Consider the following 18158-nt stretch of genomic DNA (forward strand, 5'->3'; position numbering starts at 1 on the left):
AGTCCCACTAACTCAAAAAATTAAAGCTGTGGTGACGACAGCTTAAGCTGTGGTTAATAACGTTCTAAGTGTGATAATTAACGCTTAAGTTGTGGTGACGACAGCTGAAGCTGTTCTTATGAATGGTGAAGCTGTGGTTAATAACATTCTAAGTGTGATAAGTGACGCTTAAGTTGTGGTGACGACAGCTGAAGCTGTTATTATGAATGGTGCAGCTGTGGTTATAAACGTTCAAGTTGTCTAGGACTTACGCAAAGCTACACACGGTAGGGGCAATTCATGTAGCTTTAGCTGACCGCAGGGTATTGCCCCTACTTCGGCTATTGTTTGCGTAAGTCCTGTTGTCGTTAAGACGCAAGAAGATGACAAGAAATTAATTTTCCCACTAGACATCTCTTATATCTAGATTTTTAACTGGTTGCTACTCAAATGCTACTTAAAACGGTAGCCTGGAATAATTCAGCAACTCACACACATTGCATCATGTTACCTAAACCCAAAAAGTACTGGACACCCCAGCACTGGGCAAGTTGGAAGCCTTTCGGGATTGGCGAACAGTACCCCAACAATTACTGGGAGGTCTTTCGGGCAATCTGGTTATCTCGTGACAAACTACCATACGCGTGGAATATTCTCGATAAAGGTGTCTGTGATGGTTGCGCTCTCGGAACAACCGGGATGAAAGATTGGACTTTAGATGGCATCCATCTCTGCAATGTGCGGTTGCGGCTGTTGCGGATGAATACTATGCCAGCTTTTGACTCTGTGCTATTAGAAGATGTCTCGCAGTTACAAAAGCAAAAAAGCGCCCAATTACGCGACTTGGGACGGCTTCCTTATCCGATGATTCGTCAACGAGGGGAAAAAGGCTTTCGTCGGGTGAGCTGGGATGAAGCTTTAGAGGTAATTAGCGATCGCATCCGAGCTACCACACCAGACCGCCTCAGTTTCTATGTTACCAGTCGCGGTACTGTGAACGAAACTTATTATGCCACCCAAAAAGCTGTGCGGGCAATGGGAAGCAATAATATTGATAACGCTGCCCGCATTTGCCATTCTCCCAGCACGGTGGGACTGAAAGCTGCTATTGGTGCAGGGGCTACCACCTGTTCTTATAAAGATTGGATTGGCACTGATTTATTAGTCTTCATTGGCTCCAATGTTGCTAATAATCAGCCTGTTACCGTCAAATATCTGCATAATGCCAAGAAAGCTGGCACAAAAATTGTAGTTATTAACACTTACCGTGAGCCAGGAATGGAGCGCTACTGGGTGCCCTCAATTGTGGAAAGTGCGGTTTTCGGTACAAAGTTTGCCGAAGACTTTTTCTTAATCAACATGGGCGGGGATATAGCATTTTTGAATGGCACTATTAAACATATAATTGCTAACAACTGGGTAGACCAGTCATTTATAGATTTACACACAGTTGGCTTTGCCGAACTCAAAGCATCGTTAGAAAGCCAATCTTGGGAAGAATTAGAGCGGCTTTCTGGTACATCCCGCGAGGCAATGTCCGCCTTTGCGAAAATGGTCAAAGAAGCTAATAAAGCTGTATTTGTTTGGAGTATGGGCATTACCCAACATGAATGCGGTGAAGATAATGTGCGAAGTATCATCAACTTAGCTCTCACCAAGGGTTTTGTCGGTCGGGAAGGCTGCGGTTTAATGCCAATTCGCGGTCACTCTGGGGTGCAAGGTGGCGCAGAGATGGGATGTTACGCGACAGTATTTCCTGGTGGCAAACCTATCAACTCAGAAAATGCTGCCCAATTGAGTCAACATTGGGGCTTTGAAGTGCCAGCAAGTAAAGGTTTAATTGCTCCAGAAATGATTAACGCCGCACATCAGGGACAGTTAGATGTGTTGTTTTCCGTGGGCGGGAATTTTTTAGAAGTGCTGCCAGAACCAGATTATGTGGAAGTGGCGCTGAAAAAAATACCGTTGCGGGTACACATGGATATTGTTCTCTCCAGCCAAATGTTAGTGGAACCTGCTGATATTGTGGTGCTTTTACCTGCGACGACTCGCTACGAAATACCAGGGGGAGTTACACAAACTAACACTGAACGCCGGGTAATTTTCAGTCCAGAAATTCCGGGGCCACGCATTGGGGAAACGCGCCCAGAGTGGGAAGTGTTTCTAGAATTAGCAAGGCGAGTAAAACCAGATTTGGCAGATAAGCTGGCTTTTGCTGACACAGCTGCTATCCGTCAAGAAATTGCTCAAGTCGTCCCCCAATATGCTGGTATCCAACACTTACAGCAAGCTGGTGATCAGTTTCAGTATGGTGGGTCACATTTATGCTTTGGTTGGAATTTCCCTACGCTGGATGGGAAGGCACACTTTGGCGTATTATTGCCACGACAAAGAGAATTACCAGAAGGTTGTTTCTTATTAGCAACGCGCCGAGGCAAACAATTTAATAGTATGGTGCAGGAACGCAAGGATGCAATTACTGGAGCAGTGCGAGAGGCGGTGTTAATCAATGCTGCTGATGCCGCACAGTTGGGTTTAAAAGATTGCGATCGCGTCATTCTTAAGAATGAGTTAGGCGAGTTATTCTGTCAAGTCTATATTGCCCCAATTCAGTCAGGAAACTTGCAAGTACATTGGCCAGAAGGTAATGTGCTATTAGATAAAAGTAAGCGATCGCTCGAAGGTGTACCTGATTATAATGCGATCGTGCGGTTAGAAAAAATCTAAATCAAGTCTCATTTTTCCAGCTTTCACATTTCCAACAGCATATCCATTAACTTGCATGAAGGCTACCGCAAAAATGATCATCTCTACGGTAGTTTTAAATTAATAGACATCTCTGAAAAAGAATGTAGAGATGTAGCACTGCTACGTCTCTACAAGGGTTCTGGGTAACGCATATTTGCAGTTTTCATGTATTTGAACCACATCTGTTGTAGGGGCAATACCCTGCGGTCAGCTAAAGCTACATGAATTGCCCCTACCGCGTGGTATATTTACCTGAAAATAGCTGTAATTTCTGGAGATGTCTAATGACTACTTTCAGTTATCCCCAATTCTAGAAAGCTATTGAGAGTTCTTGGACTTACCTAAACCATCGCTTGCACCGCACTCAACATAAAATTAACCCGTTGCTCAAACTCTAGATTTTTAATCGATGCGACAAATTCATCTGTTCCAGCAGGTAGTTCATAGTCGGACGGCACTTGAATTACGGTTCCATTGTCCATTCCTTGTGCCAGTAGTAGCCAAACCTCTAATTTGGCATTGGGACTTAGACTATTATAGGTTTGGTTTCCACCATTAATAATGTCCCGTTGTGCTTGCAGTTGCTCTTCTTTAGACAACTGCAATAATTTGTCAAACACTGCTTTAGCTATAGCTTCTACGCTTTCAGGAGGTGTCGGTTTTAGCTGGTCTTTAAGATCCAAGTAACCGAACCAAAGTAGGGCTAGCTGAGTATCTACATCAAAGCGTTGAAAACTTTCTAAAGCCGGTTTTGTACTTTCATCAACTGTGTAAGTCATAAAAAACTCCAACTAAGTTAAGGCTATTTTGATTTCGTCACTTACTAAGAAAATTTGCTTTCAGTAGCTTCATACAACTTAACAAACAAATGGAGATAGATAACACTACTTAGGGTATGAATAGGACTCACTACATAAGACAGAGATAGATAGCTTAAGCTGCTAGTTACAAAAATGCCTGCTTTGATGTATATGAGAGCAAAAATAAAAGCTAAAACTTTAAGTAACGTCTGTGACTGTAAGCGATCGCTCCAAGGAGTTCCTGATTATAATGCAGTAGTACGCCTACAAAAGCAAACCTAATATTAACGCTTTCTGACTGCTACGCTCGACTTAATATTACTCCAAAACTTGCAGCCATGTCTGTCGCCAAAGATTTTGAAACCCCAGAAGATGTTATATTTCCACCAGGGGATTTAGAAAGTAATGAGCCACCATTGGAAACATACCTACATTTGCAGCAAATGCTGCTATTGATAAAATGCATTGATTGGTGGTGGCGGGACCACAACGACTTTTTTGCTGCCGGCAATCTTAGCATTTATTACAGTCCACGCCAGCGTAAATCCCAAGACTTTCGGGGGCCAGATTTCTTTGTCGTTTTAGATACTGAACGCAAACCCCGTGATAGTTGGGTTGTTTGGGAAGAAGACGGCAAATATCCAAATTTGATTATAGAACTGCTTTCAAAGTCAACCGCAGCGATTGACAAGGGCTTAAAAAAACAAATTTACCAAGATATCTTTCGCACTCCTGAATATTTTTGGTTTGACCCCAAGAATCTCGAATTTGCTGGGTTTATTTTGTTGGGTGGTACGTATCAACCTATAGAACCCAACCCACAAGGATTGTTATGGAGTCAGCAGCTAAGTTTCTACTTGGGCGTTCATGAAAATCAATTACGCTATTTCAATGCGGAAGGACAGTTAATGCCTACACCTGAAGAAATTGCACAGTGGGAAGCGAATCACGCCGAACAAGAACGACAACGCGCTGAACAAGAACGACAACGCGCTGAACGCCTAGCAGCCAAATTGCGAGAACTGAACATTGACCCAGAAAATTTATCACAATAATGTCAGCCCCACAAGCATAATTACAAATTAGGATCATTTATTCTCGACAACATCTAGACTTGTCCTAGCTACTGATTTAATATCAACATCTTGATTATTTAACAGCACTATTATGGTAGTATTTTGATTAGGTAAATATGCAAGCAATGTTACGAAGCCATAAGCTGTACCACTATGCCCAATTGCTTTTGCCAAAGGAGATGAAAACCGTTCTACACCCAACCCATAGCTATAACCTTCGCCATTATCTTTAAATTTCAGCATTTCTTTGAGCATCTTCGGAGAAAGTAAGGTTTTTTTGGCAAATAACGCTTTGGCGAACTTGGCTAAATCCTCTGCTGTTGAAACCAAGCCACCATCTCCTAAACCATTGCCATCATTGACTTTTGCGTAGCTATCTAGCTTACCATCCTTATTGCGATCGCCATAACCTGTAGCGACTTCTCCAATTGTCGGTTCCCGCAGTTCCGTAAAGGTATGTTTTAATCCTAATGGTTTTAAAATCTGACTGCGGATTGCTTGTGCGAGAGTTCCTTTAGTTATATTTTCAACAATCAGTTCCAATAGAATGTAGTTGCCATCAGTATAAATAAATTTTTCTCCGGGATTTGCACGCGGTTCTTCTGGGTACATATACGGAATAGCTTCTCTGGCTGTCCAAGGCTGTGAGCGACTTCTTTTCGCTGTAGCTTGAATAAACTCTTTTGTTTCTAGGTATTCCGCAATCCCACTGGTATGGTTGAGCAGTTGACGAACTGTAATTCTGTCGCTGTTGACAATATGAGGACTGATGTCTGTTGGTAGATAGGTAGCGATCGCCTGATCTAATTCTATCTTCCCTTGTTCCACTAATTTCAGCACAACCACCGCCATAAAAGTTTTACTCATACTGGCAATGGCAAAGCCATCTGTGGGTTTCATGCGGGCTTTAGTTGATAAGTTATTCACACCAGATGCTCCCAGCCAATCACCTTTAGGTGTAGTAATATACATGACTGCACCAGGAATTTTTTGTTCTACAACTATCTCATTTAAAAGTCTCTGTAGTTGAGAACTTTTTCCTACAGTGGAGGTAGACATGACTTGTTTTGCAAGAGATTTTTCAATTACTCGCTGACTAATGTTATCACCCACTAGGTATCCTGCAAAACCAAGGGAAATCACAAAGACTATTGCAAATAAAATTTTGCTGAAAGCCAAAAGTTTTAGGTTCATTTTACTTCCTAAACAGAAACCTAGCCGAACTAGCTCAACAGCACAAAGTAGTTGGTGAGCATCAAAAAGACATCTAATATACAAATAGCATTACTCTGTTTCCAGATTAGTATCAAAATTTCAATTCACCAACTCTCAAAAATATGATAATGCCAAATAAAAGCAAAACCAAAGCCACTGTTTGGGTAATGGAAAAAGGTCAAGTACGGCCCCGTTTAGATCATCTCACTACTGAGGAACCTTTGGAAATTCGTCTTGTTCCTCTTCAGAAAACGGTAGCTGTAACCATGCGAACGCCAGGGGCAGATTTTGAACTAGCGGCTGGTTTCCTCTACAGTGAAGGAGTCGTTAGCCGCAGGGAAGATATCCGACGTATCAGCTACTGCGTAGATGGTGAGCAACGCCATAACATCGTAAATGTAGAACTCCGGGATGGGTTGATTCCCGACTTACAACCTTTGGAGCGTCATTTCTACACTAGCAGCGCCTGTGGGGTGTGTGGTAAAGCTAGCCTTGAGGCTTTGCGTTTGCGGGGATGTCCAGTGATTCCTGCTGGGCCAACGGTAACACCTGAGATCATCTACAGCTTACCAGAGAAGCTCCGCCCTGCTCAAGGTATCTTCACTGCTACAGGGGGTTTACACGCTGCGGCTACCTTCGATGCTCAAGGAAAATTGTTAAACCTGTGGGAGGATGTTGGGCGACACAATGCTTTGGATAAATTGATTGGTACAGCTTTGCTCAGTAACGAGTTACCTTTAAATAATTGTATTGTCCTGGTTAGCGGACGCTCTAGTTTTGAGATTTTGCAAAAGTCTACAACTGCTGGAGTTCCCATTGTCTGTTCTGTTTCCGCTCCCAGTAGTTTGGCGGTGTCTGTCGCCAAGGAATTCGGGATTACCTTAATTGGATTCCTGCGCGGAGAACGGTTCAATATTTACACTGGTTTGCAAAGAATAAACGCTGCTTAAGAACACATTGTGCCATACCTTTGGCAAGCCCTCCGGTGTAGCCACTAGCAGTATCAGTTGTCAGTTGATTTTGGACTGACTGTAACATTTCTATTGGGCGTTCCCGCTTCTCCTGTTTTTGAAGTGATTCTAGAAGCTCCGCACCTTCTCCCAAGGGGAGACGCAAGCGCGAACAGGTCCGAGTCATGTCACGTAGATCAACATACATACAACTGATAATCCAGAGGGCGAGCATCCCGATCAGCCAGTGAAAGGCTGGTCAGCTGGATGTATGGTTGGAGCTAGTTCCAACGAACATTATCAGTAAACCACAAACTTTTAAAAATCAACGTAAAAATAAGTGTTTCAGCCATCGTGAATCAGGAGTATTCACCATTGGTTTTAAAGGTATCTTAGAGCGATGTCTACGACGGGCTACGCCTACGCTTAAAGATAGCTAAGGGTATCGTCTGAAATGCTCAAAAAAACGTTGTTTTGTGATATCCCTGGCTTTGGCTGAAATGTTTGCTTGGGTTTTGCTTCTAAAAAACTTTTTGGTTTACTGATTATAATGAGTTCATGCCTTTGGTAAAAGCAGATCCCCGAGAAAAAGATGCCCCCGGTAAGTATCAACATTGGACAACTGTGATTAACGGTAATGAATTTTTAGACGTTTTTCCTTTATAATTTTTTATACAATTAATTTCTGAGGTGAACTTTTAAAACTCCTTAGTTCACCTGATGAGAAACTACTTCGGCTCTAATATTATCTAGTAAAAATGGATTCTAGAGTGAATAAATTGTTGACCAGACAGCAGCATTCAAGACTGGGTAAGGAAGTGCTACAAGATTGTAATCTTGCAGACTTGACACAGCAACAAATTCAGGAATTGAAGCAATCTCTTTGGGAACACGGAGTTATTGTTGTCAGAAAGCAAAAACTGACGGCATCACAGTTAAAGGAGTTTGCCATATATACGTTCGGTGATTCAACCCTGGGTTATCGCCCCAAGCCTCTAGATCCCAAAATCAATCCAGACTTACAAAGTTCTGGAGTCTCCATTTTAGGTAATCCCAAGGGTCTTTCTCAAGAGGTCGTAGGCAAAATTGCTTGGCAATGGCATCACGACAAGGACCACCTCCCGAAAACTGAGGGACTGGATATGAATAGCCTCTATGTGGTAATGCTTTATGGCGTGGAAATCCCTAGCGAAGGAATAGATGGACAGCCTCACACCACCAATTTTCTTGATATGGTAGAAGCTTACCAGAATCTTGATCACCAACATCAGCAGCAATTACAGCCATTGTGGATGTATCACTTGGCGGCTATGTCCCCACAACCAGGCGTGGAGATTCCCAGAAAATTACATCCCATTGTCTCTACTCACAAAGTAACTGGGCATTATTGTCTATATTTGGGATCAGACAGTTCAATTCTCAAGGGGCTAGAAGAGAAGCCCGAAGAAGCTAAACAGTATTGGCAAGATTTATTTGCCAGAATTATCGACTCTACCCCAATTTATGCCCATATTTGGCAACCTGGAGATATTGTGTTTTGGGATAACTCCCAAGTCATGCATACAGGTCTACCCTATGATGCAAAAAAGTATAAGCGGATTGCCCTACGGGTTGGAGTCGTCAATAACACATAGTCCGAGAATTTCTCAACAGAAATTTGGTGAAAAATTAGAGGAAGTTTTAGACTGGCGTAGAAGTTGTTGGTTAGCTTCGACCATTTTCAATTTCTTGTTTTGTTAACAAAAATCCGTCAAGAACTACCATCTTCATCAAGTATCGCCATAATAGAGATATTGACAACAATAATGGTGTACAAGTTTGAACATCAAGGAAACGCGAGTTTATAGGGAAATTAAGGAAGAGGGACGAGAATAGGGACGACAGCAAGAGGCTGCTAATCTTGTAATTCGACTGCTAACTAAGCGATTTGGAGAAGTTTCTCTTGAAATGCGATCGCACATTTCCAGTCTAACTCTACCTGTTCTCGAAGATTTGAGTGAAGCACTGTTAGATTTTACCAGTATCGCTGATTTACAGGCTTGGCTAGAAACGCGATGATTAAATAGCCCTAAACCAAGCCTTAGTCTCAGATTTGCAATCAGACTTTGTATGGTAGTTCTGCACCCACTTTCAGATTTTATTGACAGCGATTTTGCTCTTAGCGACTTATCTTATAGCTATTGGTACGAAGGGCGTTGTTTGCAAAGTGGCGCTCGCTTAAAATTACCCCGCACCTCAATGTCAGAAGCGATCGCTCACAGTTTAATGCAATACTTTGCTAACAATGACTGTTATTCTCGTGAAGGCAAAATGTATGGGATACTATTGGTTGAACTGCCAAATGGCGAACAACGGGTACTCAAAGCCTTCTCCGGTCTTTTGAATGGTTGCAGTGTGGTTGAGGGCTGGGTGCCGCCAATTCCCGGACGAGAGGAAGTTGCTTTAGAGGAAGCCCGCACTTTGGCACAATTGGACGCGATTAAGCAAGAACTCTTTACCTTGAAGCAACTGAGCGATCGCCAGCAGTACCAAACCCTGTTTGATCAGTTTGAGCAACAGTTGCAAGCAATGAGCGATCGCCATCACCATTGCAAACATCAACGACAGGAAAAACGTCAGCAAATCTGCAATACACTCACTTCAGAAGCACTGACTATTGCCCTGGAACAACTCGACGCAGAAAGTCGTCAGCAGGGAATTGAGCGACGACAACTTAAACGCCAGCAAAATGCGGTATTACAGCCCTTTGAAAAGTTAATTGCAGCCACGGATGCGCGAATTAGCGAACTTAAACAACAGCGTAAAGCACTCTCCCGTCAATTACAAGCTCAGATGCACGCTAGCTACAGCCTGACTAATTTTTCCGGGCGATCGCAATCATTGCAAGAATTGATGCCAGGAGGCTCTCCCACTGGCACAGGAGACTGTTGTGCCCCAAAGCTGCTCCATTATGCCGCAACACATAATCTCAAACCACTGGCAATGGCAGAATTTTGGTGGGGTGCGTCTTCTGTAAATCAGGATAAAATTCCGGGAGAATTTTATGGAGCATGTGCCGAACGATGTCAGCCATTGATGGGGTTTTTGCTCTCAGGTTTGAAACCTATTTCAATCCCTAATAGGGATTTTTATACAACTAGCCCACTTTTCCCTACCAAAACAGAGATCCCGATTATTTATGAAGACGAATGGCTGATTGCTGTAAACAAACCGACTGGGCTACTTTCGGTGCCTGGCCGTTATCGCGATCGCCAAGATAGTGTTTTGAGTCGCTTACGTCATCTCTTAGCTGATGGCATGGCACTTGTATCTGTGCATCGTCTAGATCAGGAAACTTCTGGTATTCTGTTGTTGGCACGCGATCGCCAAACCCATCGCCAACTTAGCCAGCAGTTTCAGCAACGCCAGATTCACAAGGTTTATGAAGCTATCCTTTCCGGTGCTGTGACAGTTGAGCAAGGTGTGATTGAACTACCACTGTGGGGAGATCCGGAAAATCGCCCTGAGCAAAAAGTTGATTGGCAGCACGGTAAACCTAGCTTGACACACTTCCAGGTTATAGCCAGAGAAGGAAACTACACCCGCGTAGAATTTACGCCGTTAACAGGACGCACTCATCAGTTGAGGGTTCATGCAGCTGATCCGCGAGGACTTGGAGTAACTATTTTAGGCGATCGCCTTTATGGATGCTGTGCAGTTACCAGTCGGTTACATCTGCACGCCAGAGAACTTCGCTTCCAGCATCCGCAGTTAGAAAAAACGCTGCATTTACAAGCGATTACGCCCTTTTGACGCATCATATCATGTCCGCTTGACTACTTATTAAACCCCAAGAACCCCAAAGAGCTAAAGCTGCCCTTTGTCTCCCATAACAGCAAGCCTATTGCTATTTAAATTTGTATGTGATAATTTCTGCTTGTAGTAAATAAACGTATATCCGACCGATTTACCGTATTTTCAGGAATTAAGATCACAGCTAAGAGACTTCCCCATAAAAAAATACCCCACAAGATTGAATAATTTATTTTTGGAAATTCCTTAGAGCAAGATTGGATGATTGATTTTTTGGTAGTCCCTTAACAACTTTATTCGTAAGGAATATCACGCATGAGGAAAGTATTAATTCTCGATGCCAACCAACAACCGTTGTATCCAGTACGCATCAGCCATGCTAGGCTGCTATTGTCACAAGGTAAAGCTACCGTATTCCAGCGATATCCCTTTACGATCATTCTGAAGGAGTCCCTTTCTCATCTAAAACTTGAGCAACTTGGCTTCAAGATTCACCCTGGCATTAAAATAATTCGTAATTCATAATTGAATTCTTAACTACGAATTACTTGCAATCAAGAAGAAACAGTCTATCGCCGTGTAGATAACAGCGATGCCGAAGGACACGCACAATTAACAAGTAACTGAAGTGCTTCGGCATAGCCAGCCGTAGGCATCGCTTCAAGCAGGTGATATCTAGCGCCTGTTACCCCCAGATGGTGATATTCACGCCGTCAAAACCACATCCCAGAGCGCATCTGTATCTATCTTCTGGGTAATGATACTGGTTGCGTCTTACCTCACCCATTCATCAGAGAATTTCACAGCGTCAAATCCTTTGGCTCTGGATATTCCAACGCTCCCTGTAAAGACGAAGAGGAAAAAGAACATGTCCAAGTACGATAGACCACAACCCCCTGTATTCGAGCGAGTTGAAGACGAACGCCTGCACCGTAAGCAACGCCTAGCTGCTGCCTTTCGCCTGTTTGGTAAGTTTGGGTTCAGTGAGGGAATCGCAGGCCATATTACGGCTCGTGATCCGGAGTTTACAGACCATTTCTGGGTCAATCCCTTCGGGACATACTTCGGTCACATCCGAGTTTCTGACCTGATCTTGGTTAACAAAGAAGGTGAAGTGGTTAAAGGTGATGCTCAAGTAAATCGAGCCGCTTTCGCCATCCATTCTCAGCTTCATGAAGCTCGGCCTGATGTGATCGCGGCGGCTCACGCCCATTCACTTTATGGTAAAGCTTGGTCTAGCTTAGGTCGTCTGCTTGACCCCTTAACTCAAGATTCCTGTGCTTTTTACGAAGACCATGCGCTATTTGACGATTTTACAGGTGTTGTTTTAGAAACTTCTGAAGGTCAGCGACTGGCGCAAGCCTTAGGGCCAAAGAAAGCGATAATCCTACGTAATCATAGCATTTTAACTGTGGGACATACAGTAGATGAAGCTGCCTTTTGGTACATTAGCTTAGAGCGATCGTGCCAAGCCCAACTGCTGGCAGAAGCTGCGGGTAGACCGACTACTATCAAACACGAAACAGCCCGTTTAACACAAACTCAAGTGGGGTCACATACAACTGGGTGGTTCAGCTTCCAGCCACTTTACGACAGGATTGTGCGCGAAGAACCTGATTTGCTGAATTAGTGATGTGTTTCTTGGCACTGCAACAATAGGCGCGGAAGTATTAATTTACACCACTTCCCGCTACTTTAGATCAAATTTCCCTGAATTGATTTATATACTCCGGTAAACCTATAAGTTTATAGTATTGATATAGTTCAGAGAAATCATTTTGATGATTAACCTAATCTTCCGCCGTTTCATTGCCAAGTGGATATCCTTGATCAAGTTGAGGAATATCCCCTTTAACAACCAATATAAATTCTTCTTTTTTCCTCCTTTGCCAATAGTGGGGGCTTTTGTTACAGGTCTTTGTCTGAGCTTGCTATTTGCTGCCTGTTCATCTACACCTACCCCTAATCCCAGTGCCATATCTGTTGGAAATTCTGCTTCCAGTAAAGCCACAGTAGTCAGATTTGGCTATCAGAAACAGAATATTTTGCTGAGAACTAAGGGTGTTTTAGAAAAGCGTTTTGCACCAGAAGGTATCACTGTACAGTGGGCTGAATTTCAAGCGGGGCCACAATTACTAGAAGCCATGAATGTAGGTAGTATTGATATCGGCGCTGTAGGAGAATCACCGCCAATATTTGCCCAAGCAGCAGGAGCATCACTAACTTACGTTGTTGGTATTGCTGTTAGTCCTGCTAGTTCAGCAATTCTTGTTCCCCAAAATTCCTCGATTCAAAAAGTTACTGACCTAAAAGGCAAAAAAGTTGCCTTTCAAAAAGGGTCTAGTGCCCACTTATTATTAGTCCAAGCTTTAGAAAAAGCTGGATTGAAATATACTGACATTGAACCTAAATATTTAACTCCAGCTGATGCCCGCGCTGCATTTGTCAAGGGTAGTGTAGATGCATGGGTAATTTGGGACCCCTTCTATGCAGCAGCTCAACAGGCAACTAAAGCCAGAGTCCTGATTGATGGCACAGGAATTAATAAACAGGGAGGATATTATTTGATGAGCCGCAAATTTGTCACTGAAAATACGCAAACTGTCAAGGCAATAGTGGAGGAAATTCAAAATGTAGAGAAATGGTCTCAACAGAATCGAGAAGAAGTAGCAAAAACTCTAGCACCTGTGTTAGGAATTGATCTAGAAACGATGACGAAAGCAACTAGTAGACGGACTTTTGGGATTGTACCAGTTGACGACAATCTGATAAATCTACAACAAGGTGTTGCAGATACATATTATAAATTGAAGTTAATTCCCAAGCAGGTAAATGTGAAGGATGCAGTGTTGACAAAAGAAGAATATGCGGCATTTTCACCAAAAACTTAACCTAGTACAGTGAATTGGCTGTAAGGGCATATATCCCTATGCCCCTACAGATGGAATTAGTGTTAGTAATAAAACATCTGACAATTTTTGAAATGTGAATCTGGAAATTGATTATGACTAATCCTATAGAACTACTGCGATCGCGCTACGGTGAAATTCCCTTCAGTCCCGAAATTGAATGGAATGATTCGCTGACAGCATTATTATCTCACCGTTCAATCCGATCTTATCTCGCTGATCCTCTACCACAGGGAACTCTGGAGTTACTAATCGCAGCCGCGCAATCTGCATCTACTTCTTCTAATTTGCAAACCTGGAGTGTGGTAGCAGTCGAAGATCAACAGCGCAAAGAGGAGTTATCCAAATTAGCCGGAAATCAAGCACATATTAAGCAAGTACCTTTATTCTTGGTTTGGTTAGCAGACTTAGCCCGTCTAAGCTACGTTGCTGAGAGTCGCGGCATATCTGATGATGCGCTGGAATATTTGGAAATGTTTGTGACAGCAACAATCGATGCAACGTTAGCGGCGCAAAACGCAGTAGTTGCAGCTGAGTCACTCGGTTTGGGAACAGTATATATCGGTGGAATTCGCAACCACCCACAAGAGGTAGCAGAGATATTGAATTTGCCCTCCTCTGTGTATGCTGTATTTGGGTTATGTGTGGGTTATCCGAATTCTGAGGTAGAAGCAGCGATTAAGCCAAGGTTGCCCCAGTCAGCGATATTGCACCGTGAAACCTATAAATTGGTAGAACAAGAAGAAGCGATCGCTCACTACAATGACATCATGAAAGAATTCTATACTGAACAAAAGATGGATGTTGCTGGCGATTGGTCAGAACACTCAGCCCAACGGATCGCAACTGTTGAGTCATTGAAAGGGCGCGATCGCTTGCGTGAAGTTCTCAATCATCTCGGCTTCAAATTGCTATGAGAATAATTTACTGAATTCACAGGCGATCGCACCAAGATTAAACTAATTGTGAGATGGAGATGCGATCGCTTCACTCGTTTGATTTCTTGATTAAGTCGTAGTTCCAGGTATAAAAACCGATTTTATTGGGAACTCTAGAGAATCGCCCTGTACGATAACCCCGCGATAATTCCTTCTGCACCCCGCCTTTTACCTGTTTAAGTTCATCTTCATCAAGTTTTCCATAAATCCCTTCAATGATTTCATTAATACTGAAAACTTTTGAAGAATTTTGTTCTAAAAAATCGGAAATGGCATCAATCAAAATTAGCTTTTCAAATGGTTCAAGTTTTGGTACTTTTGGAGGTATTGTTTCCCGAAAAGATTGGGGATTTTTGTGCTTGTTTTGCCCAAAGTAATTCTTAGTTTGATTAGAGGTAAGCAAACGTGAATCTAGAGTATAATACCCAGGCTTCCCTTTAACAGATGACCAATTATGGGTTTGTCTACTCTGGGTAAGTGAAGATTGAACTCGACCTTTAACTAGTTTGAAGATATCTGGCTTTAGCTCTCCATAGAGCGATCGCACGATAACGTCTATGTGAACAATTGTGCCGATCTGTTTTGCCAACAGCCGTTCAATCGCATCGGCGCGACTTAAAGATTGATACTCTGGCAACATGGGAATCTCTACCCCATATAGCGATCGCTGTTGAGTTGATCTTTCTGTTTCTATAAGTGGTAATATGGGCGGCTCTAGTAATTCCAGAGTATCTGTAGCTGCGTCAAATTCTCCCGACTTGGAATCATCCCATTGCAAGAGTTCAAGAGGGCTAGGTTCTTCCAGTTTAATATCAGAGTTATCAGTGAGAAATAATAACGAATTTTCTTCTTTTTGAGGGGTGAATTCTTCGTCGGCTACCTCCGAGGCCAAAGACCAGTTAGATAACAAAGCTTCTACGTGAGTCAGATTGGCTTTGGCTTGGGTATATAGTTTTTCGTACTTTTCAACTTTGGGTGCGTAGTAATCTCGCAATGCTAACAGTGGCTCTAAGGCGCTTTGGGGAAGGTCTAAGGGGAAGGGACTATTCATAAAATTTCAATTTAGCTAGGATTTGATGCAGCAGCAAGGTGATAAAACAATATATTTTAGTATGAATTCATACTAAAAGTTTTATTGGTCAATTTCAGCAAAAACCCCAAACTGCAATTACAGATGAATTACTAGAAATTATTGTTTCTAGTTATACTCTAAATGCCCACCGCAAGTATCGCCCCCATTCAAGCGAGTAAAGTAGGGGAGCGATGCCTACGCTGATCAAAAGCAGAATCAAAAAAAATACTCCACCACTGAGATCGATCAACGGTTAACAGTACTCATGTCAGGGTAGCGATCGCCTGCTGCCACATCTTTTGGTGCAACTGCTTCAAGTCGATTCAACTCTTGTTCAGTCAGGGTAATTTCGGTAGCGGCAATATTCTCCTCCAAATAAGTACGGCGTTTTGTACCAGGAATTGGCACAATATCTTCTCCTTGAGCCAAAAGCCATGCTAGTGCTAGCTGACTAGAAGTTACTCCTTTTTCGGTAGCAATTGCCTTGACTTGCTCTACTAATTCCAGGTTCTTATAGAAATTTTCACCTTGAAAGCGAGGAGAATTTCTTCGATAGTCATCGGCTGCAAGATCATCAGGGCTGGTGATTGCACCTGATAAAAACCCTCTTCCTAATGGGCTATAGGGAACAAATCCAATTCCTAATTCCCGCACAGTAGGTAGAATTTCATCCTCTGGATCGCGAGTCCACAAAGAATACTCTGTTTGTAGTGCGCTAATCGGATGAGTAGCTTGCGCCCGTCGAATTGTAGCGGGGGCAGCTTCGGAGAGTCCTAGATAGCGGACTTTACCAAGCTTGACTAACTCTGCCATTGCCCCGACAGTATCTTCGATGGGTACGGTTGGATCTACACGGTGTTGATAATAGAGGTCAATCACTTCAACTCCCAGACGTTTTAGCGAAGCATCGCAAGCTGTCTGGACATATTCTGGTCTGCCACTAATCCCTTTCCAACCACCATCTTCAGTGCGGACATTGCCAAATTTGGTTGCTAACACTACTTGATCTCGGCGATCTTTAATAGCTCTGCCTACTAGTTGCTCATTAGTAAACGGCCCATACATATCAGCAGTATCAAGGAAATTAACCCCAAGTTCTAATGCTCGATGAATTGTAGCGATCGCCTCAATTTCATCACGACCACTATAGAACTCAGACATTCCCATGCAACCAAGTCCGATAGTTGAAACTTCCAACCCAAGTTTGCCTAGCTTTCTGGTTCTCATAAAATAATTTCCTAGTCAGTAATTGGTCTTAAGAATATTAGGTCTTTTAGTATTATCCCTTTCCCGATCATCAAGTCATCTATTCTTAGAGGTATTTACTGATATAAGTGGGTTGAAAAATTTAAAAGTCAATATTTTGCGGGTACGCCATTGCGCGAAGAGGATTGTCGCATAAATCGCTAACATCAAACAGAGGTTTTATTCTTTTTTGATTTCTGTTTTAGGTTGTCTGAAATTACGTTTTTTGTACTCAAAATTCCCAAAGCCAGCAACCCTAATGTGACGGAGGGTTCTGGAACAGACTCAACTCGACGGAATTCGATGGGTGTGGCGATAAGCAAATTACCTTTCTTTTGAACCTCACACGACTCAAAGTCGCGTGATTCCTGCTTCAACGATCTCTGCCTGAAAAGATTCAGGACTTACAAGTTCTTCACAGGCGTTTAGAGCCTCCGGGATACCCACGGTGGCTATTAATCTTAACCCCTCACTCAGAATATTTAAACTTGCGTTTAGGTCTCTGAAGTTGTGATTATCACAACTGGGACAAGACCATTCACGCAGCCTTAAATCTTTAACTAATGGGTTTACAAAACCACAGCAGTTACAAGTCTGAGATGATGGATAAAATGTACCAACTTTCTGCACAATTCTGTCATGCCACAAAGCTTTATATTCCAACATGGTAACGAACTTAGTCCAACTAGCATCTGAAATACTCAAAGCTAATTTGTGATTTTTTACCATGTTGGCAACTCGCAAACCCTGTCTACGACACGCTCCGCGAACGACACAGATAATGCTGTTTTCTTTGATTAACCGAGTTGACAGCTTGTGCAGAAAGTCATCTCTCAAATTCGTAATCCGAACGCACACACGAGCCAGCTTGATTTTCGCTTTGACTCGGTTACTACTACCTTTTACACTTCAGGATAGTTTCTTATGTGCCTTGCGTAACTTCCTTTTCTTGGTTCTGTAATACTTTGGATTATCTACAACTTCACCGTTACTAGTAACGAGATAGGACTTAATTCCCAAATCCAAGGCAATATTCTGTGTTACCTGGGGATATTTCTCTATCTCAGTTTCACACAGTATACTAGCAATATATTTACCAGAAGAAGTCCGAGTTATTGTAACGTTTACAAGCTTTCCGGTAATGTCTTGCGACTTGTGAAACTTTACCCACCCTAACTTCGGAAGCTTTAACCGATTCTCTATTATCTGAATATTATTGTTAGTAAGGTTAGTTTTGTAAGACTGTTTACACCCATGCTTATTTTTAAATTTAGGAAAACCTACACCCTTCTTCCCTTTGATCTTCTTTAAGTCAGCAAAAAAGTTTTTGTATGCTGTCTCTAAATTCTTGAGTGAATTCTGTAAGGCAAACTTATCTACTTCTTTCAACCATTCAATTTCTTTCTTGAGTATAGTTAGCTGTTGACTACAAGC

At 42.6% G+C, this 18158-nt stretch carries 14 protein-coding genes and 2 pseudogenes; 10 read left to right on the top strand and 6 right to left on the bottom strand.

What is annotated here, in order from left to right; all coding sequences use genetic code 11:
* The first annotated feature begins 483 nt into the window (after positions 1-483).
* Positions 484-2706 carry an FdhF/YdeP family oxidoreductase gene (locus V7K15_RS01605; RefSeq protein ID WP_334902426.1) on the top strand — a complete coding sequence of 741 codons (2223 nt, stop codon included), beginning with the start codon at positions 484-486 and terminating at the stop codon, positions 2704-2706.
* A gap of 362 nt (positions 2707-3068) precedes the next feature.
* Here the strand turns inward: V7K15_RS01605 and V7K15_RS01610 are convergent, their stop codons facing one another.
* A complete protein-coding gene (locus V7K15_RS01610; protein ID WP_334902428.1) occupies positions 3069-3506 on the bottom strand; it encodes an orange carotenoid protein N-terminal domain-containing protein in 438 nt (145 codons plus the stop codon).
* Between the two features lie 359 nt (positions 3507-3865).
* On the opposite strand from V7K15_RS01610, the gene V7K15_RS01615 reads away from it, so the two are divergent.
* Entirely contained in the window at positions 3866-4582 is a 717-nt protein-coding gene (locus tag V7K15_RS01615; protein ID WP_334902430.1) for a Uma2 family endonuclease, read from the top strand.
* Between the two features lie 33 nt (positions 4583-4615).
* Here V7K15_RS01615 and V7K15_RS01620 read toward each other — a convergent pair whose 3' ends face one another.
* Positions 4616-5797 (bottom strand): serine hydrolase domain-containing protein, encoded by a 1182-nt coding sequence (locus tag V7K15_RS01620; RefSeq protein ID WP_334902431.1) that lies wholly within the window; start codon positions 5795-5797, stop codon positions 4616-4618.
* Positions 5798-5940: 143 nt separating this feature from the next.
* Between V7K15_RS01620 and fdhD the strand changes: the two genes are divergently transcribed.
* A complete protein-coding gene (gene fdhD / locus V7K15_RS01625) occupies positions 5941-6768 on the top strand; it encodes a formate dehydrogenase accessory sulfurtransferase FdhD (RefSeq protein WP_334902433.1) in 828 nt (275 codons plus the stop codon).
* Here fdhD and V7K15_RS01630 read toward each other — a convergent pair.
* Entirely contained in the window at positions 6728-6955 is a 228-nt protein-coding gene (locus V7K15_RS01630) for a hypothetical protein (protein WP_334902435.1), read from the bottom strand. The genes fdhD and V7K15_RS01630 overlap by 41 nt on opposite strands.
* 583 nt (positions 6956-7538) lie before the next feature.
* On the opposite strand from V7K15_RS01630, the gene V7K15_RS01635 reads away from it, so the two are divergent.
* The 7 genes and pseudogenes from V7K15_RS01635 to V7K15_RS01665 all read left to right on the top strand — a co-directional run bounded on the left by V7K15_RS01635 (position 7539) and on the right by V7K15_RS01665 (position 14386).
* Complete coding sequence (locus V7K15_RS01635; RefSeq protein WP_334902437.1) at positions 7539-8402, top strand: TauD/TfdA dioxygenase family protein; 864 nt, start codon at positions 7539-7541, stop codon at positions 8400-8402.
* 99 nt (positions 8403-8501) lie between these two features.
* Positions 8502-8826, top strand: a pseudogene (locus tag V7K15_RS01640) (DUF4351 domain-containing protein); the annotation flags it as partial.
* A gap of 51 nt (positions 8827-8877) precedes the next feature.
* Entirely contained in the window at positions 8878-10560 is a 1683-nt protein-coding gene (locus V7K15_RS01645) for an RluA family pseudouridine synthase (RefSeq protein WP_334902438.1), read from the top strand.
* A gap of 315 nt (positions 10561-10875) precedes the next feature.
* Positions 10876-11085: an RRXRR domain-containing protein gene (locus V7K15_RS01650; RefSeq protein WP_334902440.1), complete on the top strand. Its 210-nt coding sequence runs from the start codon at positions 10876-10878 to the stop codon at positions 11083-11085.
* Positions 11086-11428: 343 nt separating this feature from the next.
* Positions 11429-12190 (top strand): class II aldolase/adducin family protein, encoded by a 762-nt coding sequence (locus tag V7K15_RS01655; protein ID WP_334902442.1) that lies wholly within the window; start codon positions 11429-11431, stop codon positions 12188-12190.
* 151 nt (positions 12191-12341) lie between these two features.
* Positions 12342-13451, top strand: a complete 1110-nt coding sequence (locus V7K15_RS01660) for a sulfonate ABC transporter substrate-binding protein (protein WP_334902444.1) — start codon at positions 12342-12344, stop codon at positions 13449-13451.
* A gap of 113 nt (positions 13452-13564) precedes the next feature.
* Positions 13565-14386: an NADPH-dependent oxidoreductase gene (locus tag V7K15_RS01665; protein WP_334902445.1), complete on the top strand. Its 822-nt coding sequence runs from the start codon at positions 13565-13567 to the stop codon at positions 14384-14386.
* Positions 14387-14456: 70 nt separating this feature from the next.
* On the opposite strand, the gene V7K15_RS01670 is transcribed toward V7K15_RS01665, so the two are convergent.
* The 3 genes and pseudogenes from V7K15_RS01670 to V7K15_RS01680 form a co-directional block, all read right to left on the bottom strand.
* Complete coding sequence (locus tag V7K15_RS01670) at positions 14457-15458, bottom strand: hypothetical protein (RefSeq protein WP_334902447.1); 1002 nt, start codon at positions 15456-15458, stop codon at positions 14457-14459.
* A gap of 267 nt (positions 15459-15725) precedes the next feature.
* Positions 15726-16706, bottom strand: a complete 981-nt coding sequence (locus V7K15_RS01675; protein ID WP_334902448.1) for an aldo/keto reductase — start codon at positions 16704-16706, stop codon at positions 15726-15728.
* A gap of 369 nt (positions 16707-17075) precedes the next feature.
* Positions 17076-18137: pseudogene (locus V7K15_RS01680) on the bottom strand (RNA-guided endonuclease TnpB family protein).
* Positions 18138-18158 lie beyond the last annotated feature (21 nt).

It is taken from the genome of Nostoc sp. (genome assembly GCF_036919815.1).
GTDB lineage: Bacteria > Cyanobacteriota > Cyanobacteriia > Cyanobacteriales > Nostocaceae > Nostoc.